Below are 19,235 nucleotides of genomic sequence, written 5' to 3'. Positions count from 1 at the left end.
CATGCCCGCGAGCAAGATCGACGTCATCGTCGTCGGGGCCGGTGCCTCGGGTGCGGTCATCGCCTCGGAGCTGGCCCAGGCCGGCCAGAAGGTCGTCCTCCTCGACAAGGGCCCCAAGCACACCACCGAGGACTTCCGGCTCAAGCAGGACGAGATCCGCTACTACGCCCGCGGCTCGCTCGTCCCGAGCATGGACACCGACCCGATCACCTGGCGCGAGACCAGCCAGGACGGCGACGGCGAGCTGGCCCCCTGGGCGGCCGGCCCGCTGGGCACCGCCAACCCGCTGCACCTACCGCCGTCCCTGGGCGCCGGCGGCGGCACCATCCACTGGGGCGGGGCCTGCTGGCGGTTCCGCGAGACCGAGTTCCGGATGAAGACGGAGATCGAGGAGCGCCTGGGCAAGGAGGCGCTCCCCGAGGGCCACACGCTGGTCGACTGGCCGATCAGCTACGCCGACCTCGAGCCGTACTACGACAAGACGGAGTGGGAGCTCGGCATCTCCGGCCGCGGCAGCAACGTCGCCGGCCGCCCCGAGCTGAACGAGAACCCGTGGGAGGCGCCGCGCCAGCGCGACTACCCGATGCCGCCACTGCGCCAGGGGACGGCGGACATCGAGTTCGCCGACGCCTGCACCCGGCTGGGGTACCACCCGTTCCGCACCGCCGCCGCCATCGCCTCAGAGCCGTTCAAGGGTCGCTCGGGCTGCACCTACTGCGGCTTCTGCCACGGCTACCCCTGCCACGTCGACGCCAAGACCTCGACCCACGTCGCGGCCCTGCCCTACGGCGAGGCCAGCGGCAACCTGGAGATGCGCGACTACTGCCGCGTCTACAAGGTGAACCGCTCGAACGACGGCAAGCGGGTCACCGGGGTCTCCTACTACGACGCCGACGGCCGTTCGGTCGACCTCGAGGCCGACCGCGTGGTGCTCGCCTGCTACGCGCTGGAGAACGCGCGGCTGCTCCTGGCCTCGGGCATCAACGCCAACGGCCAGGTCGGCAAGCACCTCATGACCCACGCCTTCGGGTTCTTCATGGGCCTCACCAAGGAGCCCTCCAACCCCTACATGGGCACCCTGGTTGCCTCCACGTCCATCGAGGACTTCAGCGGCGAGCTGGTCCACGAGTACGACCCGACCGTCCTGTGGGGCGCGCCGATCATCAGCTGGCCGGGGGACTACCAGCCGATCGAGATCGCGCACGCGATGCCGCCGGCCGCACCGCGGTGGGGCGCCGGCTTCCGCGACTGGATGCGGGACAACTACGGCCACGTGTGGTCGATGTACTCGCAGACGGCGAACATCCCGACCAACGACACCTACGTCGACCTGGACCCGACCAGGAAGGACCCGTGGGGTCAGCCGGCGCTGCGCATGACGCACGGCTGGGGTCCGTGGGACCAGAAAATGGTCGAGTTCCTCCTCACCATCAAGCGCAAGATCGCGCAGGAGATGGGTCTCACCTACTGGTGGGAGGAGACCACCAAGCCGGACTACCACCTGTCCACGCACGAGGTCGGCACCCACCGCATGGGTGAGGACCCCGCCACCTCGGTCGTCGACGTCCACGGCCGGTCCCACGAGTGCGACAACCTGTACGTCGTCGGCGGCGGCCAGTTCCCCAGCTACCACGGCTACAACCCGACCGAGACCATCTGGGCGATGGCCTACATGACGGCCGACGACATCCTCGGCCGCTCCGCGCCGGCGCCCGTCGCCGCGCACACCCACGACGGCCACACCGGCCACGCCTCCGCCCACACGCACGCCCACTGAGAGGACCAGAGCATGCAGACGCGAGCACTGGGCAGCACCGGGCTGTCCGTCACCCCGCTGTGCCACGGCACGAGCCCGCTGGGCAACTTCCCGGCCCAGTACGGGTACGAGGTCAGCGAGGAGCAGGCCGTCGCGACGATCCTGCGGGTCCTCGAGGGGCCGATCAACTTCATCGACACGTCGAACAACTACTTCGACGCCGAACGCCGGATCGGGATCGCCCTGCGCGACCGGGGCGGCCTGCCCGACGGCTTCGTCCTCGCCACGAAGGTCGACCCCGAGCACGGCAGCACCGACCTGTCCGGCGCCCGGGCGCGGCGCTCGGTCCAGGAGAGCCTCGAGCGCCTGGGGCAGGACCGCCTCCAGCTGGTCTACATCCACGACCCGGAGATCCACGACTTCGACGAGGCCACCGGCCCCGGTGGTGTCGTGGAGGCGCTCGTCGCTCTGCAGCAGGAGGGCGTGATCGACCACATCGGCGTCGCCGGCGGCCCGATCGACCTCATGCAGCGGTACGTGGAGCTCGACGTCTTCCAGGCGGTGATCAGCCACAACCGGTTCACGCTGGTCGACCAGTCGGCCCGGCCGCTGATCGACTCGGTCGCGGAGCGGGGCATGGCCTTCGTCAACGGCGCGCCGTACGGCGGCGGGATGCTGGTCAAGGGGCCGGACGCCCACCCGAACTACTGCTACGCGCCGGCCCCCGAGGCCACCAAGAACCGGGTCCGGGCGATGGAGCGGGCCTGCGCGGAGCACGGCGTGCCGCTCGCGGCGGCGGCCCTGCAGTTCTCGCTCCGCGAACCGAAGGTGGCCTCCACGATCGTCGGCATGTCCACGCCCGAGCGGGTGGAGCAGACCCTCGCGCTGGCCGCGACGGAGATCGCGCCGGACCTGTGGGCCCAGCTCGACGAGCTCGCGGCCCCGGGCCGGAACGGCGTCGAGGAAGCGGCTGCCCAGACGACGTCGTGATAGCGCTAACACCGCGGGTGGTGCCCGCGCGGCACCACCCGCGGCGAACCCGCACCCATCGGCACTCCCGTACTCGGACAGGGCGGTCAACATGAGCACGAGCACGGCGGGCCCGGCGCTGCGCGCCGTTGGGCTCACGAAGAGATACCCCGGTGTCACGGCGCTGGCGGACGTCGACCTCGACGTCCACGCCGGCCGGATCCTGTCGCTCTCCGGCGCCAACGGTGCGGGCAAGTCGACCCTGGTCAAGATCCTTTCCGGGGCGGAGCGGCCCGACGAGGGGCGGATCTGGGTCGACGGCGAGGAGGTGCACCTCACCAGCCCGCACGCCGCGCGACAGGCCGGCATCTACACCATCTATCAGGAGCTGAGCCTGGTCCCGTCGATGTCGGTCGTGGAGAACATCTTCCTCGACGACTTCGCCACCGGACTGCTGGTCCGCCGCTCGAAGCTGGAGGCGAAGGCCGAGGCGCTGATGGAGCGGCTCGGGGTGGACGTCGACGTCCGGGCCGCGGTGAACACCCTGCCGCTGGCCAAGCAGCAGCTGGTGGAGATCGCCAAGGCGCTGAAGTCCGAACCCCGAGTGCTGCTGCTGGACGAGCCCACGACCACGCTCCCGCCCCGGGACGTGAACCACCTGCTGGAGCTCATGCGGGACCTCGCCCGGTCGGGGGTGGGCCTCATCTTCATCTCCCACCGCCTCGACGAGGTCACGGACGTGTGCGACGAGGTCGACGTCCTCCGGGACGGCCGGCGCGTCGGGCACTTCGACACCATCCCCCCGCACCACGACATCGTCCGGGCGATGGTCGGCGACCGCCTGGAGAACTCGCTGTCGGCGGCCGTGGCGGAAGGCGCCGAGGGGACGCTCGGCGGGGTCGCCACCGACGAGGTCGTCCTCCGGGTGCGGGACCTCACGGACGGGCACCGGCTCAGCCCCTTCTCCTTCGACCTGCGCCGGGGGGAGGTGCTCGCGGTCACCGGCCTCCTCGGCGCCGGCCAGACCGAACTCACCGAGTGCCTCTTCGGCATGCGGGAGACCGTCAGCGGGACCGTGGAGATGGAGGGCCGCAAGGTCCGGGTCCGCTCGCCACGGGAGGCGATCGGGGTCGGGCTCGGGCTCATCCCGGAGGACCGCAAGTCCCAGGGCCTGGTCCTGGACATGAGCGCCAGCAAGAACATGACGCTGGCCTCGCTGGGGTCCTTCACCCGCATGGGCGTGCTGGACCACGTCCGCGAGAGCCGGCACGCCCGCGGTCAGGTCGACGAGCTCGCCATCAAGTGCAGCAGCGTGAACCAGACCGCCCGGACCATGAGCGGCGGCAACCAGCAGAAGCTCCTGCTCGCCCGCTGGCTCACCAAGAACAGCAAGGTGCTGGTCCTCGCCGAGCCGACCCGTGGGGTCGACGTCGCGGCCAAGGAGGAGATCTACCGCCTCATCCGCGCCTACCTGCGGCGTGGCGGCGCGGCGGTCGTGGTGACCTCCGAGGTCGCCGAGGCGGCGCTGTGCGACCGCGTGATGGTCCTGTCCGGAGGCCGGGTCGTCGCGGAGGCCACGCACCAGGAGATCCGCAGTCAGCAGCAAGACCTCCTCACCCACCTCAGATGAGCACCACTCCCGATCCGATGGAGGAACCCATGTCGGTCTCTTCAGAGACTGCATCCCAGAGGCCACCTGGCCTCACGTCGTCAGGGCCGGCCTCCGCGGGAGGCGGCGGCAAGCGGCGCCGGCTCCGGGTCGGCCCCCAGGGCTACCTGCTCGGAGTGTTCGTCCTCGTGGCCCTCGTGGGCTCCTGGACCTCGGAGTTCTTCTTCACGGTCCGGAACCTCGAGAACATCGCGGTCGCCGCATCGGTGGTCGCGGTGCTCGGCATCGCCCAGTTCATCGTCGTCGTCACCCGGGGCATCGACCTCTCGGTCGGGTCCGTCGCGGCCCTGGCCACGGTGGTCGCGGCCGTGCTGCTGAGGCAGGGGCAGGGCGTCCTCGTCACCGTCGTCGTCACCCTGGTGGCCTGCGCATTCTGCGGTCTCATCAACGGCCTGCTGATCGTCTACGCCAGGATCGCGCCGTTCGTGGCGACCCTGGCCATGCTGAGCATCGCCCGTGGTGTGGCCTTCCTGGTGCAGGTCGGCACGCTGATCGTGATCAGCAACGAGACCTTCCTCGACATCTTCGGCGGGCGCACCGGATCCGTGCCCAACGTGGTGATCATCGCGCTGGTCGTGACGCTGGTCGCGGCGTTCGTCATGCGGTTCACCCCGCTCGGCCGCCGGTTGTACGCCCTCGGCGGCAACCCGGAGGCGGCGCGACTGTCCGGCCTGCCGGTCAAGCGGGACCAGGTCATGGCCTACGTCACCAGCGGCCTGCTCGCGGGGCTCGCCGGGCTGATGCTGGCCGGGCGGCTGTCCCAGGGCAGCTCCCTGGTCGGTGCGGGCTACGAGCTGGACTCGATCGCGGCGACCGTGGTCGGCGGCACGTCGCTGTTCGGCGGCACCGGCGACCCGATCAGCACCGTCCTGGGCGCGCTGATCATCGGGATGATCGGCAACATCATGAACCTGGCCGGCATCCAGTCCGAGCCACAGCTGATCATCCGCGGACTCGTCATCCTCGTCGCGGTCTTCCTCACCTCCGGCGGCGGCATCCAGCGGATCCGCGCGGCCTTCTCCAAGCTCCGTCGCGGCGGCAAGTCAGGCGCTGACGGCGGTGGTCCCACCCCTGCTCCAGCCCCACCCGAGCCGGTTCCGGCTGCGGGCGGCTCCGACCTGTCCGCAGAACCCCGCCCCACCCCGCCACACGACACCACGGAAGGAACTCGATGATGCGCACCACCACCGGCGTCGCCGTCACCACTGCCCTCGCGCTCGGGCTGACCCTCACCGCCTGCGGCTCCGGAGACGGCGGGGGTGGCGGTGACGGAGCCGCCGCGGCCGACGGCGACACCATCCAGATCGGCTTCTCCCAGCGCCGCCTCGCCGGCAGCGACTGGTGGGCCACCCTGCTCCAGGGCGCCGAGGACAAGGCCAAGGAGCTCGGCGCCGAGATCACGGTGACCGACGCGGGCGGCGACACCGTCAAGCAGAACTCGGACGTGCAGACCCTGCTCACCCAGGGCATGGACGTCATCATCATGAACCCGCACGACCCCACGGGCGTGTCGGAGGCGGTCAACGCCACGGTGCAGGACGACGTCCCGCTCGTGGTCGTGAACAGCAACCTCTCCGAGGAGCTGGCCGCGAACCAGTTCTGCTACGTCGCCGAGGACCAGACAGCGGTCGCGGAGTCCCTCGGTGCGGCCATCGCCGAGGAGGCCAAGACCAAGTGGGGCAGCGAGCCCATCACCGCGGTCGTGGTCGGCGGGTACTCGGGGGAGACCGTCACCACCCTGCGTGGCGACGGCGTGGTCGCCGGGTACGAGAGCGTCGAGGGCGCCCCGCCGATCACCTACCTGCCGATCCGGTACGGCGAGTGGCTGCCGGACAAGGCGCTGAACCCGGTGCGTGACGTGGCGACCGCCAACCCGGACCTCGACGTCGTCTTCAGCCTGAGCGACGTGATGCTCCCGGGTATCAAGCAGGGTCTCCAGGACGCCGGGATCCTCGACCAGGTCGTCATCGGCACCTACGACGGCCAGATGTCCGTCGTCAAGGAGATGATCGACAACCCGGTGGGGCCGGTCCAGGCGGACGCCTCGAACGAGCCCTACAAGATGGGCGCGACGGCGGTCGAGAAGGCCGTCGCGGCGGCCAAGGGCGAGACCCAGGACGACGTCTGCCCGGGCAGTGAGTTCTTCATCGACACGTTCATCGCCACCCCCGAGACGGCCGAGCAGTACTACGACCCGTCGCGGATGTACTGATCCAGAACTCCTCGCCCGGCCGCCGTCGGCGCGGGTGGGGACTCCGCGGCCACTCGGCCGCACCCCGGGTCCGGGATCCCCTCCCGGACCCGGGGGCCGGCGGTCCCGCAACGGGACCGCCGACATCCTCCGACGACCGGCAGGGCCGAGTCGTGGACCCCAACGCAGGACCAGACGTGCGCGGGCGCATCTCCGTGCACATGATCGAAGGAGCTCCAGTGGTCGAGCCGTATTCCGTCGTCGCACTCTCCCCGCGGACCTTCCAGATGAAGGAGCGCGAGGACGGCGTCGAGAACGTCAAGCGCATCAACAACTTCATGGACACGGCCGTGATGGTCGGCGCCTGGGAGGGCGCACCCGTCCGCCTCGTGGTCATCCCGGAGATGGCCATCCAGGGCATGATCGCCAACACCCCCGGCAACCGGGAGCGGGAGGCCCACTTCGCGGTCACCATCCCGGGGCCGGAGACCGACGAGTTGTCGAAGAAGGCGCAGCAGCTGAACACCTACATCGCCGCTGAGCTGTACATGGTCAAGGACGACGACTTCCCGGACCGCTACTTCAACGTCGCCTTCATCATCGACCCGAACGGAGAGGTCGTCTACAAGCGGTACAAGGCGACGAGTGACGCCTATGAGGGCGGCATGCTCGGCAACATGAACCCGCATGACGTGTGGGACGAATTTGTCGAGAAGAAGGGCAACGGGAACGCGATGAACGCGATCTTCCCGGTCGCCCGGACCGAGATCGGCAACATCGGCATCGCCATCTGTCACGAGGGCGTGTACCCGGAGATCGCGCGTGGCCTGGCGATGAACGGGGCGGAGATCATCATCCGGCCCACGCTGATCGAGCCGGCGGTGATGACCGGGATGTGGGAGATCCAGAACCGGGCGCACGCCCTGTTCAACGCGGCGTACGTCGTCGCTCCGAACCTGGGGCCGGAGATCCTGCCCGACGGCGGGATCCAGGACCTGTTCGGCGGGCAGTCGATGATCGTCAACCCGCGTGGGCAGATCGTCGCGCAGCAGAAGGGGTGGACGTCGGGCGACTCGTTCGTCTGCACCACCATCGACATCGAGGCGCTCCGCCGCCAGCGCATCGCCAACGGTCTGTACAACCAGTTCAAGGACCTGCGGACCGAGCAGTACCGGGCCATCTACGACCAGCCCATCTACCCGAAGAACCAGTACCTGGACGCCCCGCCGACCGAGGGCTGGCTCGCTCGGGAGGACGCCACGCGCGCCCGCAACATCGAGCTGCTCATCGAGCGGGGGGTCCTGACCCCGCCGACCGGTTACCAGCGGAACGGTGGCAGCGCGAACACCCCGATCTCCGACACCGTGGAGAAGACCGCCAAGGGGTGAGCCGGCCGGCGTGCGCAGCGGCGGGGCTCCTCCTCCGCCGTTGCGCACGCCCCGGGCCCGCGGGAATGCCGCGACCGGCTGATCCGTCGTTCGAGGCAGGCGACCGGACGTCGTCGTCGACCGGTCGGGCTGAACCGGACTGCACCCGAAGGGGCAATTGCAGGATCTGGCCCGGAGACTACGGTCCGAAGAGGCGGTCTCGGCCACACCCGGGCGACAAACGAAAGGCATGGAATGTCGGTCCCCAGCGAGTCAACGGCGCCCCGGATGATCGACGTCGCACGCTTGGCCGGCGTCTCGCAGCAGACCGTCTCGCGGGTGCTGAACCAGAACGCCTTCGTCAGCAAGGAACTGCAGGAACGTGTGGAGCGCGCGGTCCGGGAGCTCGGATACCGCCGCAACAACGCCGCCCGGGCCCTCGTCACCCGGCAGACCATGCACCTGGGTGTGGTGACGGCGGGCCCGATGCAGTACGGGCCGGCCCAGGCGTTGTTCGGCATCGCCGAGGCGGCCCGCGAGCTCGGGTACGCGACCAGTCTCGTCAGCCTGGGGGACATCGACCGGGAGACCATGCGCCAGGCGCTCGACCACCTCGTCGCGGACGCGGTGGACGGGATCATCGTGCTGGCCCCGACGGTGGCCGCGGCGGACGCCGTCGAGGGGCTGGCGTCCTCCGTGCCCCTCGTCATGTTCGAGCCCGGTGCGCTGGACCGCCCGCGCACCGTGGCGCACGACGAGGTGATGGGTGCCCAGACGGCCACGCAGTACCTCCTGGACCTCGGCCACCCGACGGTCCACCACCTGGCCGGTCCTCCGGGTTGGCTCGGTTCCGCTGCCCGGATCGAGGGGTGGCGCCGGGCCCTGACCGAGGCCGGTTGCCCCATCGCCGAGCCGAGGGTCGGCGACTGGACCTCCGCGTCGGGGTACGACGTCAGCCTCCGGATGCTGCAGCGCGACAAGCCCACCGCCGTCTTCACGGCGAACGACCAGATGGCGATCGGCCTGCTGAAGGCGGCGTCCGAGCTCGGCATCCAGGTCCCCGAGGACCTCAGCGTGGTCGGGTTCGACGACATCCCGGAAGCGCAGTTCTTCAAGCCCGGCCTGACCACCATGCACCTGGACTTCATGGAGGTGGGGCACCGCTGCGTCGAACGCCTGCTGCAGTACATCCGGGGCAGCCAGACGCCCCCCGAGCCCGTGGTGGCCCCCTTCCTGGTGCCCCGCGCGTCGACGGCGCCGTACCGGCCGCGCTCCTGACGCCGCGGGGGCGGCCGGCTGGGAGCGCCGGGGTCAGCCCATCGTCTTCTGGCCGTCGATCGACTCCCGCAGGATGTCGGCGTGACCGGCGTGCTGGGCGGTCTCCGCGATGACGTGCAGGAACACCCGCCGGGCCGACCAGCGGGCGCCCGGCTCGAACCAGGGTGCCTCCGGCAGGGCGTGGTCGGCGTCCAGGTCGGGAAGGGTGGCGACGAGCTCGTCGGTGTGCTGCGCGACCGCCTCGTAGTCGGCCAGCAGGCCGGCCAGCGTCTCACCGGCCGCGAGGTGCCAGTGCCGGTTCAGCACGTCGGGGCCCCAGTTGCGGTGCATCGCCCTCGCCCCGGCCTCGGCGAAGCGGACCCATTCCGCCTCGGTGGCCGCCACGTGCTTGATCAGTCCGGCGAGGTTGAGGGCGCTGGCGGTCGGTCGCAGCATGGCCTGCTCGTCGGTCAGGCCGCGGACTGTGAAGCGCAAGAAGTACCGGTGCCGCCGCAGCGACTCGATCAGGTCGGCCCGCTCGCGGGTGAGGGTGGTCGAACCGGTCATGGGATCCGCCTTCCGTCGTCCTCCGGTGGGTGGGTGCCGACGCTAGGGGCAGCGGGCGCCGGATGGGACGGACGGCGATCTCCGCGGACGGCGGATCCGGCACGACCCCACGGGTCGGAACGACCAGGTCGTTGGACTCACGAGGACGAACGCCCTGGTGCGGAGGGTGCGGCAGGTCCTAGCCTCCGTGCCCTTGCCCCGGCACCGGAGAGGACCCCCGCCCCCATGACCGACGACGTCGCCCAGTCCTACCTGGTCAGCCCGGCCTGGTTGATCGGGGGCCTGCGCAACGTCCCCGGCTATCTCGGTGCGGGTGGCGGTCGGCTGACCTTCGTCAGCGACACCCCGGTGTTCGACGTCCCCCTGGACGAGGTCACCGACGTGACGTGGCCCTGGTACTGGTTCGGCGGGGGCGTCAAGCTCAGCGCGGGCGGCCAGCGGTACAAGGTCACCTTCGTGCGGCCGAACGGCATGCCCGCCCCGGACCCCTCCATGCTGGAGTCCGCCATCGGTGTCTTCGGGTTCCTCGCCGGGACCTGGCACGACGTCTCCGCGCTGCGCGGGCTGGCCGACATCGGCACGGGGCGCGCTGCCGGCAAGCGCTGGAAGGAGTTCCTCGGCGCCTGACCGCACCCGGCCGAGGGGGAGGACCCCACCCACCCGTGCGCTCCGCCCCCCGGAGGTGTGCTGCTGGCAGCCTGTCGCCTCGCGGCGCATCCTCCTAGCTTCGTCCTCGAGATCCGCTCGAGGAGGAGACATGAGCACCACGACCACGACCACGCCGACGACGGGCGGCCTCGCCGGGCTCGCCCGGCGGCACCCCGTCCCGGTCTTCCTCACCATCGCGCTCGGCTCCGGGTGGACCGCGCTGACCATCCCCAACCTGGTCGGGCAGGAGAACGGCCCGTTCCTGGTCCTGATGCTCGTCGTCCTGGCCGGGAGCGCGCTGCTCGTGACCTCCTGGACCGGAGGACCGGGAGCGGTCCGCCGGCTGCTGGCCCGGGCGCTGCTGTGGAGGTTCGAGCCCTGGCGGTACGCGGTGGTCCTGCTCGGCATGCCGGTCGCCACGCTCGCCGTCGGAGCGGCGCTGGGGACCGCGGCGGTCCCCGACGACTGGGCCGCCTTCGCCGGCACCTACCTGTTCATGACGGTGGTGTTCGGGTTGCTGCTCGGGAACCTGTGGGAGGAGTTGGCCTGGACCGGCTTCCTGCAGTCCCGGTTCATGGCGCGGCACGGGCTGCTGCGTGGCTCGCTGATGACCGCTCCGTGGTTCGTCGCGATCCACGTGCCGCTGAGCTTCACCCCGGGGTGGACCTGGTCCAGCGCCGCGTTCAACCTGGCGCTGGTGCTGCTCATCGCGCCGTTCATGCGGTACCTGCTGGGCATGCACTACCTCGACACGCGGGGCAGCCTGCTCGCCGTCGGGCTGCAGCACGCGGCGTTCAACGCCTCGGCCGACCTGGGCAGCGCGGGGTGGGAGTACGCGATCGGGCTCGTCGTCCTGACCGTCGTCATGGCGGCGCTCCGGCACCGCCCCCGGGGGCCTGGTGCGCCCCGCCCCCGTGGCGAACGCTGACCCGGCAGGTCTCGATCCCTGCTCGTCGACCGAGGCGGAGTCCGTGATGACCGATCAGCGAGCCCGTGCCCGGACCCCCCTCCTGGCGGCTCTCGTGCTGCTCGCGGGGTTGCTCGCCCCGCAGGTCGCCGCGGTCCCGGCGCACGCCGCGGCGCCCGACGACACCGCCCTGGAGACGGCGTTGCAGGCGGACGTCGAGGCCTACCTCGCCGACCGCGGCACGGCCGAGCACATCTCCGCCGCCGGGCTGAGCGTCAGCCTCGCCGACCGCGACTCCAGCATCGACGTGGGCGCGGGGACGACGAGCATCGGTGGCGCGGAGCCGATGCGAGCCGACGGCGTCTGGCAGCTCGGCAGCCACACCAAGGCGTTCACCTCGGTGCTGCTGCTGCAGTACGAGGCCGAGGGGCGCCTGTCGATCGACGACCCGCTGGGGGAGTGGCTGCCGCAGTACCCGCAGTGGGCCGACGTGACGATCCGGCGACTGTTGAACATGACCAGCGGCATCGCCGACTACGACTCCGAGCCGGCCTTCCTCGACGCCTACGTCTCCGACCCGCGGACCCACTTCTCGGCCGAGCAGCTGATCGGCTACGTCGAGGACGCCCCGGGCACAACCGGCTGGAGCTACTCGAACACGAACTACGTGCTCGCGGAGCTGGTCGTCGAGGAGGTGACCGGGAACAGCTACCGGGAGGAGCTGGAGGAGCGGCTGCTCGAGCCGCTGGGCCTGGGAGACCTCTTCTACCGGGAGCACCTCTACCCGTCCGCGGTGACCGATCGGGAGCCCGCCGGCTACTTCGCCAACGACCAGGTGCCCCACCCGTACAAGGAGTTCGTCGGGACGGACACCAGCCGGGACACGCTGTCCTGGGCGCGGGGCGCGGGCGGCATCATCGGGACGACGGGTGACCTGACCCGCTGGGCCCGCGCCCTGTACTCGGGCGAGCTCCTACCGGCCGAGCAGCAGGCCGAGCTGACCAGCCTGGTCTCGACCACGACGGGGCAGCCGATCGAGCAGACGTCGACGGACGACCCGAGCGCGTTCGGTCTGGGGGTCGCCCAGGTCATCGCCGAGCCGCTCGGCACGTTCTGGGTGTACGAGGGCGGCACGCTCGGCTTCCGGACGCTGCACGTGTACCTGCCGGAGTCCGGGGTGATCATCGCCATCGGGCTGAACAGCGCGACGGCCGACGACCAGATCATCGCCCTGGCGCTGTCGGTGCACGAGACGCTGGTCGCGCAGGGGGCCGTCCCCGCACCGGTCGCGGCGGCCGCCTGACCCTGGGGCGCGGGCGTGATCAGCAGCGGCGACAACGGGCCGCGGCGCGAGTAGAACTGGGGCGAGGGACCGCATCCCCCGTGGTCCTCCGCTCGTCGCCACCGACGCATCCCGGGAGCTCCCATGAGCACTCCCATCCGCACCCGCCGACACCTGGGGATGCACCGCCGGGGTCCCGGCTCCACCGGCCACGGCGCCCGTCGTCCCGCGCCCGGGGACCGCTCCGGTTCCCGCCACCCCACCGGCCCCGAGCAGACTCCCTTCTGGGACCGGCACCACTGGGTGGTCCCGGCGCTCGCCGTCGGTGCGGTCGTCGGCGCCTTCCTGATGATGATCCTGCTGACCGCCCTCGCCGGCGGCTCGACGCCCTTCACCGGCTGACCGGCGGCCCCACCCCGAGCAGGCCGGTCGGGACGTCCGTCCCGACCGGCTCACTGCACCATGTCGCGGTTCTGGGTGTGCTCGCTGACCTGGGGCGGTAGGTCCGGGCTGGACCGGCCCGCCTGCACCAGTGCGGTGGCGTGTGCCCAGCACAGCCGGCACAGGTGGGTCGGGTCCGGCGGGAGGATCGGGTGCCCGCCCAGCGGCCGCACCTCCACCCAGCCCACGGCGTCCGGTGCGGCCGAGACGGCCCCGCACTCCGAACAGCGGTAGAGCACGCTCATGCGTCCGTCCTCCAGGCTGAGGAACGACGTCGGTCCCCGGGACGACCAGGGTGCCCCTTTCCGGCGCGCCCCGCAGGCGGCCCGGCCAGGGCGCCGCCGTCAGCTCCCGCGCTTCACCTCGGCGTCCAGGACCCCGCGCAGCGCCGTCTGGAGGGCCGGGTCGGCGTGCTCGCCGCGGTCGAGCGCCTCGCGGGCCGGGCCGGGCAGCAGGCTCACCTCGATGTCGTCGAGCCAGGTCATCTCGCCCCCCACCTGGCGCCCCAGCCGGAGGGTGCCGCCCTCCCGCCGGACCTGGTACTCCTCGCCACCGAGCTCGATCGTCATCGATCCGTCCACGCTGCGGCCCTACCCGGGCCGGCGCCACGTTCACACCCGCGGTGGACGTCGTGACACGCCGTACGGACGACACGCCGACAGCCGGTGACGACGCGCCCGGCCCTGCGTCGGGGCGGCGTGCGTGTGCTCACTCTTTCCGGGCGACCCGGCGTGGCTTCATGCAGTCTGCGGCGGCGGGTGTCGATGGTGACAATGGACTGGTCGCGGGGACGGCGTCCGGCGTGTCGCCGGGCGGGCGGAGGTGGACGTGGCGGAACGAGCCGATCGGCCGGAGCTGCCGGTGGACGTGCGCAGCGGCGGTTCAGCGGGCAGCCACGCCGTCCTCGTCGAGGCTGTTCTGGACGCGCTGCCCCTACCGACGGTCCTGCTGGACGCCGACGGCCGGATCCTGCTGGCGAACACCGCCTGGACGGTGGCGACCGAGTTCCTCGAGGACCCCCGGCTGCAGGTCGGGGTCGGCGACGACTACCACGAGATGGCCCTCTCGCTGCGCGACGACCTGCGCACCCGGATCCTGATCCAGCAGCTCCAGGAGCTCGGCCGCGGCGAGCGGGAGACGGTCACCTTCGACTACGCCCTGCCACACCGGAACGACGCCCGCTGGTACCACCTGCAGGCGTCCCGGGTCGACCAGGCCGGCCAGGTCGTCGTCACCCACACCGACATCACCTCCCGGGTGCAGGCCGAGCAGACCTCCGCCTGGCAGGCCCGGCACGACCACCTCACCGACCTGCCCAACCGGGCGCACCTGCACGAGCTCATCTCCGCGGAGCTGCTCCGGCCCGACCGCGGCCCGGTGAGCGTGCTGTTCATGGACGTCGACGGCTTCAAGGACGTCAACGACACCCTGGGCCACGAGGTGGGCGACCAGCTGCTGCGCGAGCTGGCGCGGCGGCTGAGCAAGCGCACCCGTTCCGAGGACACCGTGGGCCGCCTCGGCGGGGACGAGTTCGTCGTGCTGTGCCGCGACTGCGACGTCGACGGCGCGCTGCGGCTGGCCGAGCGGTTCCAGTCGACCTTCGAGGACCCGTTCGACCTCGCCGGGGAGGTCGTCACCGGCCTGAGCGTCAGCATCGGCGTGGCCACCGCGGACGCCGGGCAGGTCCGCTCCACCGATCTGGTCCGCGACGCCGACCTGGCGATGTACGCGGCCAAGGCCGCCGGCCGCAACCGGGTCCGGGTCTTCAGCCCGGAACTGCGGGACGCCGTCGAGCAGAAGGTGCTCGTCGGCGCGGAGCTGCGCGAGGCGATCGCCGACGGGCAGCTGGTCCTGCACTACCAGCCGGTGATGTCGCTGCCCAGCGGCGCGATCTCCGGCGTCGAGGCGCTGGTGCGCTGGCGTCATCCCACCCGGGGCCTGCTGCAGCCGGGGGAGTTCCTGCCGCTGGCCGAGCACAACGGCCTGATCGTGCCGCTCACCCGCTGGGTGCTGGGTGAGGCGACGCGGCAGGCGGCCGCCTGGGAGCAGGCCGGCCTGCCGCTCGTCGCCGGGGTGAACATCAGCGCCGCCCACTTCGGCACCGGGACGCTGGTCGCCGACGTCCACGACGCGCTGACCGCCGCCGGCCTGGCGCCCGAGCGGCTGGTCCTGGAGCTCACCGAGACCAGCGTCGCCGAGGACCCGCTGCGCGCCGCGGCGCAGTTCGCGCAGCTGCGGGTCGCCGGAGTCGAGGTGTCCATCGACGACTTCGGCAGCGGGTTCTCCTCGCTCAGCCAGCTGGTGTCGATCCCCGCCGGCGTGCTCAAGCTGGACCGGAGCCTCATCGCCTACACCGCCGCCCGGCGCAGCGAGGCGGCCGCCGCGATCGCGGCCGTCGTCGGGCTGGCCGGCGCGTGCGGCATGCGCAGCCTCGCCGAGGGCGTGGAGACCGCCGAGCAGCTCCAGCTGGTGACCGAGCTCGGCTGCACCTACGCGCAGGGCTTCCACATCGGCCGGCCGATGCCGGTCGACGAGCTCGACGCGTGGCTGGAGGAGCAGCGGCTGGCCGGCACCCAGCCCGGGGCGGCCTCGGCCGACGACCTGCAGCGGGCCTGACCTGCACACCGGTCCGGGTCGCCGACGGCGGCCGACCCGGGCAGGCTGGAGCACCGTGCGCCGTTCCCTCCCCGCCGTCCTCGTGGTGCTGTCCCTCCTCGCCACCGGGTGCGGAGCGCAGTCCGGGAGCGCGGTCGAGGCTGCGAGCCGGACGACGGCGCCGGTCGCCGCCGAGAGCCCGGCGCCTACCAGCGGGTGATGGCCGGGACGCCGCCGTTCGTCCACGCGGGCTTCACGCTGTTCTACGACGAGGACACCCGGTCCGGCCCGCTGATGGCGCCCGCGGAGGTGCTGGCCCTGGTGCCGCAACCGGAGTACGTGCTCTACGAGTGAGGGCTCAGCCCGGCTCACCGCGCATCTCGTTCAGCCGGGCTCGCCGCGCATCTTCCGTCGCGCGACCACCACCAGGTCGACGAGCGCCACGGCGGCCAGCGCGAACAGGGCGACGGTGAGCCACAGCGGCGCGCCGGCGGCCTGCACCACGATCCCGCCGACCACGCACACCACCAGTCCGAAGACCGCCAGCACCAGGCGCAGGGTGAGTGCGCTCTGCGCGGGCGGGGCGCCGCCGATGCCCGCGGTCGGGTCGTGGTGGTCGGGGAGGCCGCGTTGGTAGTCGGCCCGGGAACGCCGTCCCGAGGGCTCGCTCATGCTCTTCGAGGGTACTCAGCGGACGGGCGCACTACCCTGGACCAACGTGGCCGCTGACTTCTCCGTCGTCCTGGACGAACTCGACACGACACTGTCGTCGATCGAGGCGGTGCTGCGTGTCGACGACCTCCGGAAGCAGGTCGAGGAACTGGAGCAGCAGGCCGCCGCGCCGGACCTCTGGAACGACGTCGAGGCCGCCCAGGCACTGACCTCCAAGCTGTCCTACCTGCAGGGCGACCTCCGCCGGGTCGAGGACCTGCGCAGTCGCCTGGACGACGTCGGCCTGCTGCACGAGATGGCCGTCGAGGAGGGCGACGCGGCGACCCTGGCCGAGGCGGAGCGGGAGCTGGCCGGCCTGCGCACCGCGATCGACGAGCTCGAGGTCCGCACCCTGCTCTCCGGCGAGTACGACTCGCGCGAGGCGCTGGTCACCATCCGGTCCGAGGCCGGGGGCGTGGACGCCGCCGACTTCGCCGAGATGCTGATGCGCATGTACCTGCGGTACGCCGAGCGGCACAAGTACCCGGTCGAGGTCTACGACGTCTCCTACGCGGAGGAGGCCGGGATCAAGTCGGCCACCTTCGCGGTCAAGCAGCCCTACGCGTACGGCACCCTCTCGGTCGAGCAGGGCACCCACCGCCTGGTGCGCATCTCGCCGTTCGACAACCAGGGCCGCCGGCAGACCTCCTTCGCCGGCGTCGAGGTGCTGCCCGTCGTCGAGCAGACCGACCACGTCGACATCCCGGAGAACGAGATGCGGATCGACGTCTTCCGTTCCTCGGGCCCCGGCGGGCAGAGCGTCAACACGACCGACTCCGCCGTCCGGATCACCCACCTGCCCACCGGCATCGTGGTGTCCTGCCAGAACGAGAAGAGCCAGATCCAGAACCGCGCGGCCGCCCTGCGCGTCCTCCAGGCCCGGCTGCTGGCCCGGCGCCAGGAGGAGCAGCGCGCCGAGATGGACGCGCTGAAGGGCGAGGGCAGCAGCTGGGGCAACCAGATGCGCTCCTACGTGCTGCACCCCTACCAGATGGTCAAGGACCTGCGGACGGAGACGGAGACCGGCAACACCACCGCGGTGCTCGACGGGGACATCGACGCGTTCATCGAGTCCGGCATCCGCTGGCGGCGGCAGCAGGAGTCCACGCCGGCCGGCTGATCGGCGCCGCGTCGCTCCGTCACACCGCGCTCACAGACTTGCGGGGCGCGCCGTGCGGAGCGGCGGTGCGGCGGCTCGCGGCAGGTACCGTGGCCCCTCGTGATCGAATTGCAACACGTCACCAAGATCTATCCGACCTCTCCGCGGCCGGCTCTCGATGACGTCTCGATGCAGATCGACAAGGGCGAGTTCGTCTTCCTCATCGGCTCCTCGGGTTCGGGCAAGTCCACGTTCCTGCGGCTGCTGCTGAAGGAGGACAACCCGACCAAGGGCACCGTCGTGGTCAACGGCAAGAACCTGACCACGATGAGCAAGTGGCAGGTGCCCAAGCTGCGCCGCACGATGGGCTGCGTCTTCCAGGACTTCCGGCTGCTGCGCAACAAGACCGTCGCCGAGAACGTGGCGTTCGCCCTCGAGGTGATCAACAAGCCGACGCGCACGATCAAGCGGGTCGTCCCCGAGGTGCTGGAGATGGTCGGGCTCGAGGGCAAGGAGAACCGCCTGCCCAGCGAGCTGTCCGGTGGCGAGCAGCAGCGGGTGGCCATCGCCCGCGCGTTCGTGAACCGGCCGCTGGTGCTGCTCGCCGACGAGCCCACCGGCAACCTCGATCCCGAGACCAGCCAGGACATCATGCTGCTGCTGGAGCGGATCAACCGCACCGGCACCACCGTGGTGATGGCCACGCACGACTACCACATCGTCGACTCCATGCGGCGCCGCGTGATCGAGCTGAACGACGGCATCCTCAGCCGCGACCAGTCCCGGGGCGTCTACGGCGTGGGCCGCTGAGATGACCGCCCCCCGCACGCTGCACCACACGACAGGGAACTGATGCGCGTCAACTTCGTCCTCTCCGAGGTGGCCGCCGGGCTGCGCAGGAACCTGACCATGACGGTCGCGATGATCCTGACGACCGGCATCTCGCTGGGGCTCATGGGCACCGGCCTGCTGATCGCCAACATGATCGGCGAGATGCGGGACATCTACTACGACAAGGTGCAGGTCTCGATCTACCTCGCCGACGAGGTCTCCGACCAGCAGCGCGACGCGATCGCCGCCCAGCTGGAGGGGTCCACGGAGGTCCGGGACTACATCTACGAGTCCAAGGCCGAGGCGTACGAGCGCTTCAAGCAGCAGTTCCAGGAGCAGCCGGCGCTGATCGCGAACACGCCCGAGGACGCGCTGCCCGAGAGCTTCCGGGTGGAGCTGGTGAACCCCGAGCGGTACGAGGTCATCGCCGAGCAGTTCCCGGTCGGGCAGAACGGCGTCGAGGACGTCCGCGACGAGGGCGACTTCCTCGACCGGTTGTTCAGCCTGCTCAACGGCGCCCGAAACGCGACGATCGCGGTGGCCGTCGTGCAAGCCCTGGCCGCGTTGCTGCTGATCTCGAACACGATCCAGCTCGCGGCCTTCAACCGGCGCAACGAGACCAACATCATGCGGCTGGTCGGCGCCTCCCGCTGGTACACCCAGCTGCCCTTCATCCTCGAGGCGGCGGTCGCCGGCCTGATCGGTGCGGGGCTCGCCATCGGCGGCCTGGTGCTCACGAAGGTGCTCTTCGTCGACAAGACCCTGGCCGGGCCGATCAAGGCGGGGATCATCCCGCCGGTCGACTGGTCGGCGATCATCGCGATCAGCCCGGTCATCGCCGCGGTCGGCATCGGGCTGGCCTCGATCGCCGCGGCCGTGACGCTGCGCCTGTACGTCCGCCTGTGACACCGGACCCCGGCTGCCGGCACCGGGCCCCTGCCGGGG

The 19,235-nt window shown here is 71.3% G+C and carries 21 protein-coding genes; 17 read left to right on the top strand and 4 right to left on the bottom strand.

Annotation, left to right across the window (positions count from 1 at the left end):
• Position 1: 1 nt before the first annotated feature.
• The 7 genes from HK417_RS09505 to HK417_RS09475 all read left to right on the top strand — a co-directional run bounded on the left by HK417_RS09505 (position 2) and on the right by HK417_RS09475 (position 9,230).
• The gene (locus HK417_RS09505) at positions 2–1,777 is read left to right on the top strand and encodes a GMC family oxidoreductase (RefSeq protein ID WP_222265748.1); all 1,776 of its coding nucleotides are present in this window, start codon (positions 2–4) and stop codon (positions 1,775–1,777) included.
• Positions 1,778–1,789: 12 nt separating this feature from the next.
• Positions 1,790–2,746 (top strand): aldo/keto reductase, encoded by a 957-nt coding sequence (locus tag HK417_RS09500; RefSeq protein ID WP_222265746.1) that lies wholly within the window; start codon positions 1,790–1,792, stop codon positions 2,744–2,746.
• Between the two features lie 91 nt (positions 2,747–2,837).
• Positions 2,838–4,355, top strand: a complete 1,518-nt coding sequence (locus HK417_RS09495) for a sugar ABC transporter ATP-binding protein (RefSeq protein ID WP_222265744.1) — start codon at positions 2,838–2,840, stop codon at positions 4,353–4,355.
• 155 nt (positions 4,356–4,510) lie between these two features.
• On the top strand, positions 4,511–5,569 hold the full coding sequence (locus tag HK417_RS09490) for an ABC transporter permease (protein ID WP_222265742.1): 1,059 nt from the start codon (positions 4,511–4,513) through the stop codon (positions 5,567–5,569).
• The gene (locus HK417_RS09485) at positions 5,566–6,606 is read left to right on the top strand and encodes a substrate-binding domain-containing protein (protein WP_222265740.1); all 1,041 of its coding nucleotides are present in this window, start codon (positions 5,566–5,568) and stop codon (positions 6,604–6,606) included. Before HK417_RS09490 ends, HK417_RS09485 begins: the two co-directional genes overlap by 4 nt.
• Positions 6,607–6,782: 176 nt before the next feature.
• Entirely contained in the window at positions 6,783–7,973 is a 1,191-nt protein-coding gene (locus HK417_RS09480) for a nitrilase-related carbon-nitrogen hydrolase (RefSeq protein WP_222265738.1), read from the top strand.
• Positions 7,974–8,240: 267 nt separating this feature from the next.
• The gene (locus HK417_RS09475; protein WP_222265736.1) at positions 8,241–9,230 is read left to right on the top strand and encodes a LacI family DNA-binding transcriptional regulator; all 990 of its coding nucleotides are present in this window, start codon (positions 8,241–8,243) and stop codon (positions 9,228–9,230) included.
• A gap of 33 nt (positions 9,231–9,263) precedes the next feature.
• Here the strand turns inward: HK417_RS09475 and HK417_RS09470 are convergent, their stop codons facing one another.
• Positions 9,264–9,776 (bottom strand): DinB family protein, encoded by a 513-nt coding sequence (locus tag HK417_RS09470; RefSeq protein WP_222265734.1) that lies wholly within the window; start codon positions 9,774–9,776, stop codon positions 9,264–9,266.
• 225 nt (positions 9,777–10,001) lie between these two features.
• On the opposite strand from HK417_RS09470, the gene HK417_RS09465 reads away from it, so the two are divergent.
• The 4 genes from HK417_RS09465 to HK417_RS09450 all read left to right on the top strand — a co-directional run bounded on the left by HK417_RS09465 (position 10,002) and on the right by HK417_RS09450 (position 13,015).
• Positions 10,002–10,403: a hypothetical protein gene (locus tag HK417_RS09465; RefSeq protein ID WP_222265732.1), complete on the top strand. Its 402-nt coding sequence runs from the start codon at positions 10,002–10,004 to the stop codon at positions 10,401–10,403.
• Positions 10,404–10,533: 130 nt separating this feature from the next.
• The gene (locus tag HK417_RS09460; RefSeq protein ID WP_222265730.1) at positions 10,534–11,352 is read left to right on the top strand and encodes a CPBP family glutamic-type intramembrane protease; all 819 of its coding nucleotides are present in this window, start codon (positions 10,534–10,536) and stop codon (positions 11,350–11,352) included.
• Positions 11,353–11,398: 46 nt separating this feature from the next.
• The gene (locus HK417_RS09455) at positions 11,399–12,634 is read left to right on the top strand and encodes a serine hydrolase domain-containing protein (RefSeq protein ID WP_222265728.1); all 1,236 of its coding nucleotides are present in this window, start codon (positions 11,399–11,401) and stop codon (positions 12,632–12,634) included.
• 123 nt (positions 12,635–12,757) lie between these two features.
• Positions 12,758–13,015: a hypothetical protein gene (locus HK417_RS09450; protein ID WP_222265726.1), complete on the top strand. Its 258-nt coding sequence runs from the start codon at positions 12,758–12,760 to the stop codon at positions 13,013–13,015.
• A 50-nt stretch (positions 13,016–13,065) separates the two neighbouring features.
• Here HK417_RS09450 and HK417_RS09445 read toward each other — a convergent pair whose 3' ends face one another.
• On the bottom strand, positions 13,066–13,299 hold the full coding sequence (locus HK417_RS09445) for a hypothetical protein (protein WP_222265724.1): 234 nt from the start codon (positions 13,297–13,299) through the stop codon (positions 13,066–13,068).
• 99 nt (positions 13,300–13,398) lie between these two features.
• Entirely contained in the window at positions 13,399–13,623 is a 225-nt protein-coding gene (locus HK417_RS09440; RefSeq protein WP_222265722.1) for a hypothetical protein, read from the bottom strand.
• Between the two features lie 259 nt (positions 13,624–13,882).
• Here HK417_RS09440 and HK417_RS09435 point away from each other — a divergent pair, with 259 nt between their 5' ends.
• The 3 genes from HK417_RS09435 to HK417_RS25250 are packed head-to-tail and all read left to right on the top strand — an operon-like array spanning position 13,883 to position 16,003.
• Positions 13,883–15,670, top strand: coding sequence for a putative bifunctional diguanylate cyclase/phosphodiesterase (locus tag HK417_RS09435; protein ID WP_222265720.1), 1,788 nt, complete (start codon positions 13,883–13,885; stop codon positions 15,668–15,670).
• A 55-nt stretch (positions 15,671–15,725) separates the two neighbouring features.
• Positions 15,726–15,869 carry a hypothetical protein gene (locus HK417_RS09430; protein ID WP_222265718.1) on the top strand — a complete coding sequence of 48 codons (144 nt, stop codon included), beginning with the start codon at positions 15,726–15,728 and terminating at the stop codon, positions 15,867–15,869.
• A complete protein-coding gene (locus tag HK417_RS25250; protein ID WP_261326258.1) occupies positions 15,869–16,003 on the top strand; it encodes a hypothetical protein in 135 nt (44 codons plus the stop codon). The genes HK417_RS09430 and HK417_RS25250 overlap by 1 nt, the downstream gene beginning before the upstream one ends.
• A 30-nt stretch (positions 16,004–16,033) precedes the next feature.
• Here the strand turns inward: HK417_RS25250 and HK417_RS09425 are convergent, their stop codons facing one another.
• Positions 16,034–16,321, bottom strand: a complete 288-nt coding sequence (locus HK417_RS09425; protein ID WP_222265716.1) for a DUF6343 family protein — start codon at positions 16,319–16,321, stop codon at positions 16,034–16,036.
• A gap of 46 nt (positions 16,322–16,367) precedes the next feature.
• Here HK417_RS09425 and prfB point away from each other — a divergent pair, with 46 nt between their 5' ends.
• The 3 genes from prfB (at position 16,368) to ftsX (ending at position 19,196) form a co-directional block, all read left to right on the top strand.
• Entirely contained in the window at positions 16,368–17,480 is a 1,113-nt protein-coding gene (prfB, locus tag HK417_RS09420; RefSeq protein WP_222265714.1) for a peptide chain release factor 2, read from the top strand.
• Between the two features lie 99 nt (positions 17,481–17,579).
• A complete protein-coding gene (gene ftsE / locus HK417_RS09415) occupies positions 17,580–18,269 on the top strand; it encodes a cell division ATP-binding protein FtsE (protein WP_222265701.1) in 690 nt (229 codons plus the stop codon).
• Positions 18,270–18,311: 42 nt separating this feature from the next.
• Positions 18,312–19,196, top strand: coding sequence for a permease-like cell division protein FtsX (gene ftsX / locus HK417_RS09410; RefSeq protein WP_222265699.1), 885 nt, complete (start codon positions 18,312–18,314; stop codon positions 19,194–19,196).
• Positions 19,197–19,235 lie beyond the last annotated feature (39 nt).

Source organism: Modestobacter marinus (genome assembly GCF_019799945.1).
Classification (GTDB): domain Bacteria; phylum Actinomycetota; class Actinomycetes; order Mycobacteriales; family Geodermatophilaceae; genus Modestobacter; species Modestobacter marinus_B.
This window is presented reverse-complemented; position numbering and strand designations above follow the sequence as displayed.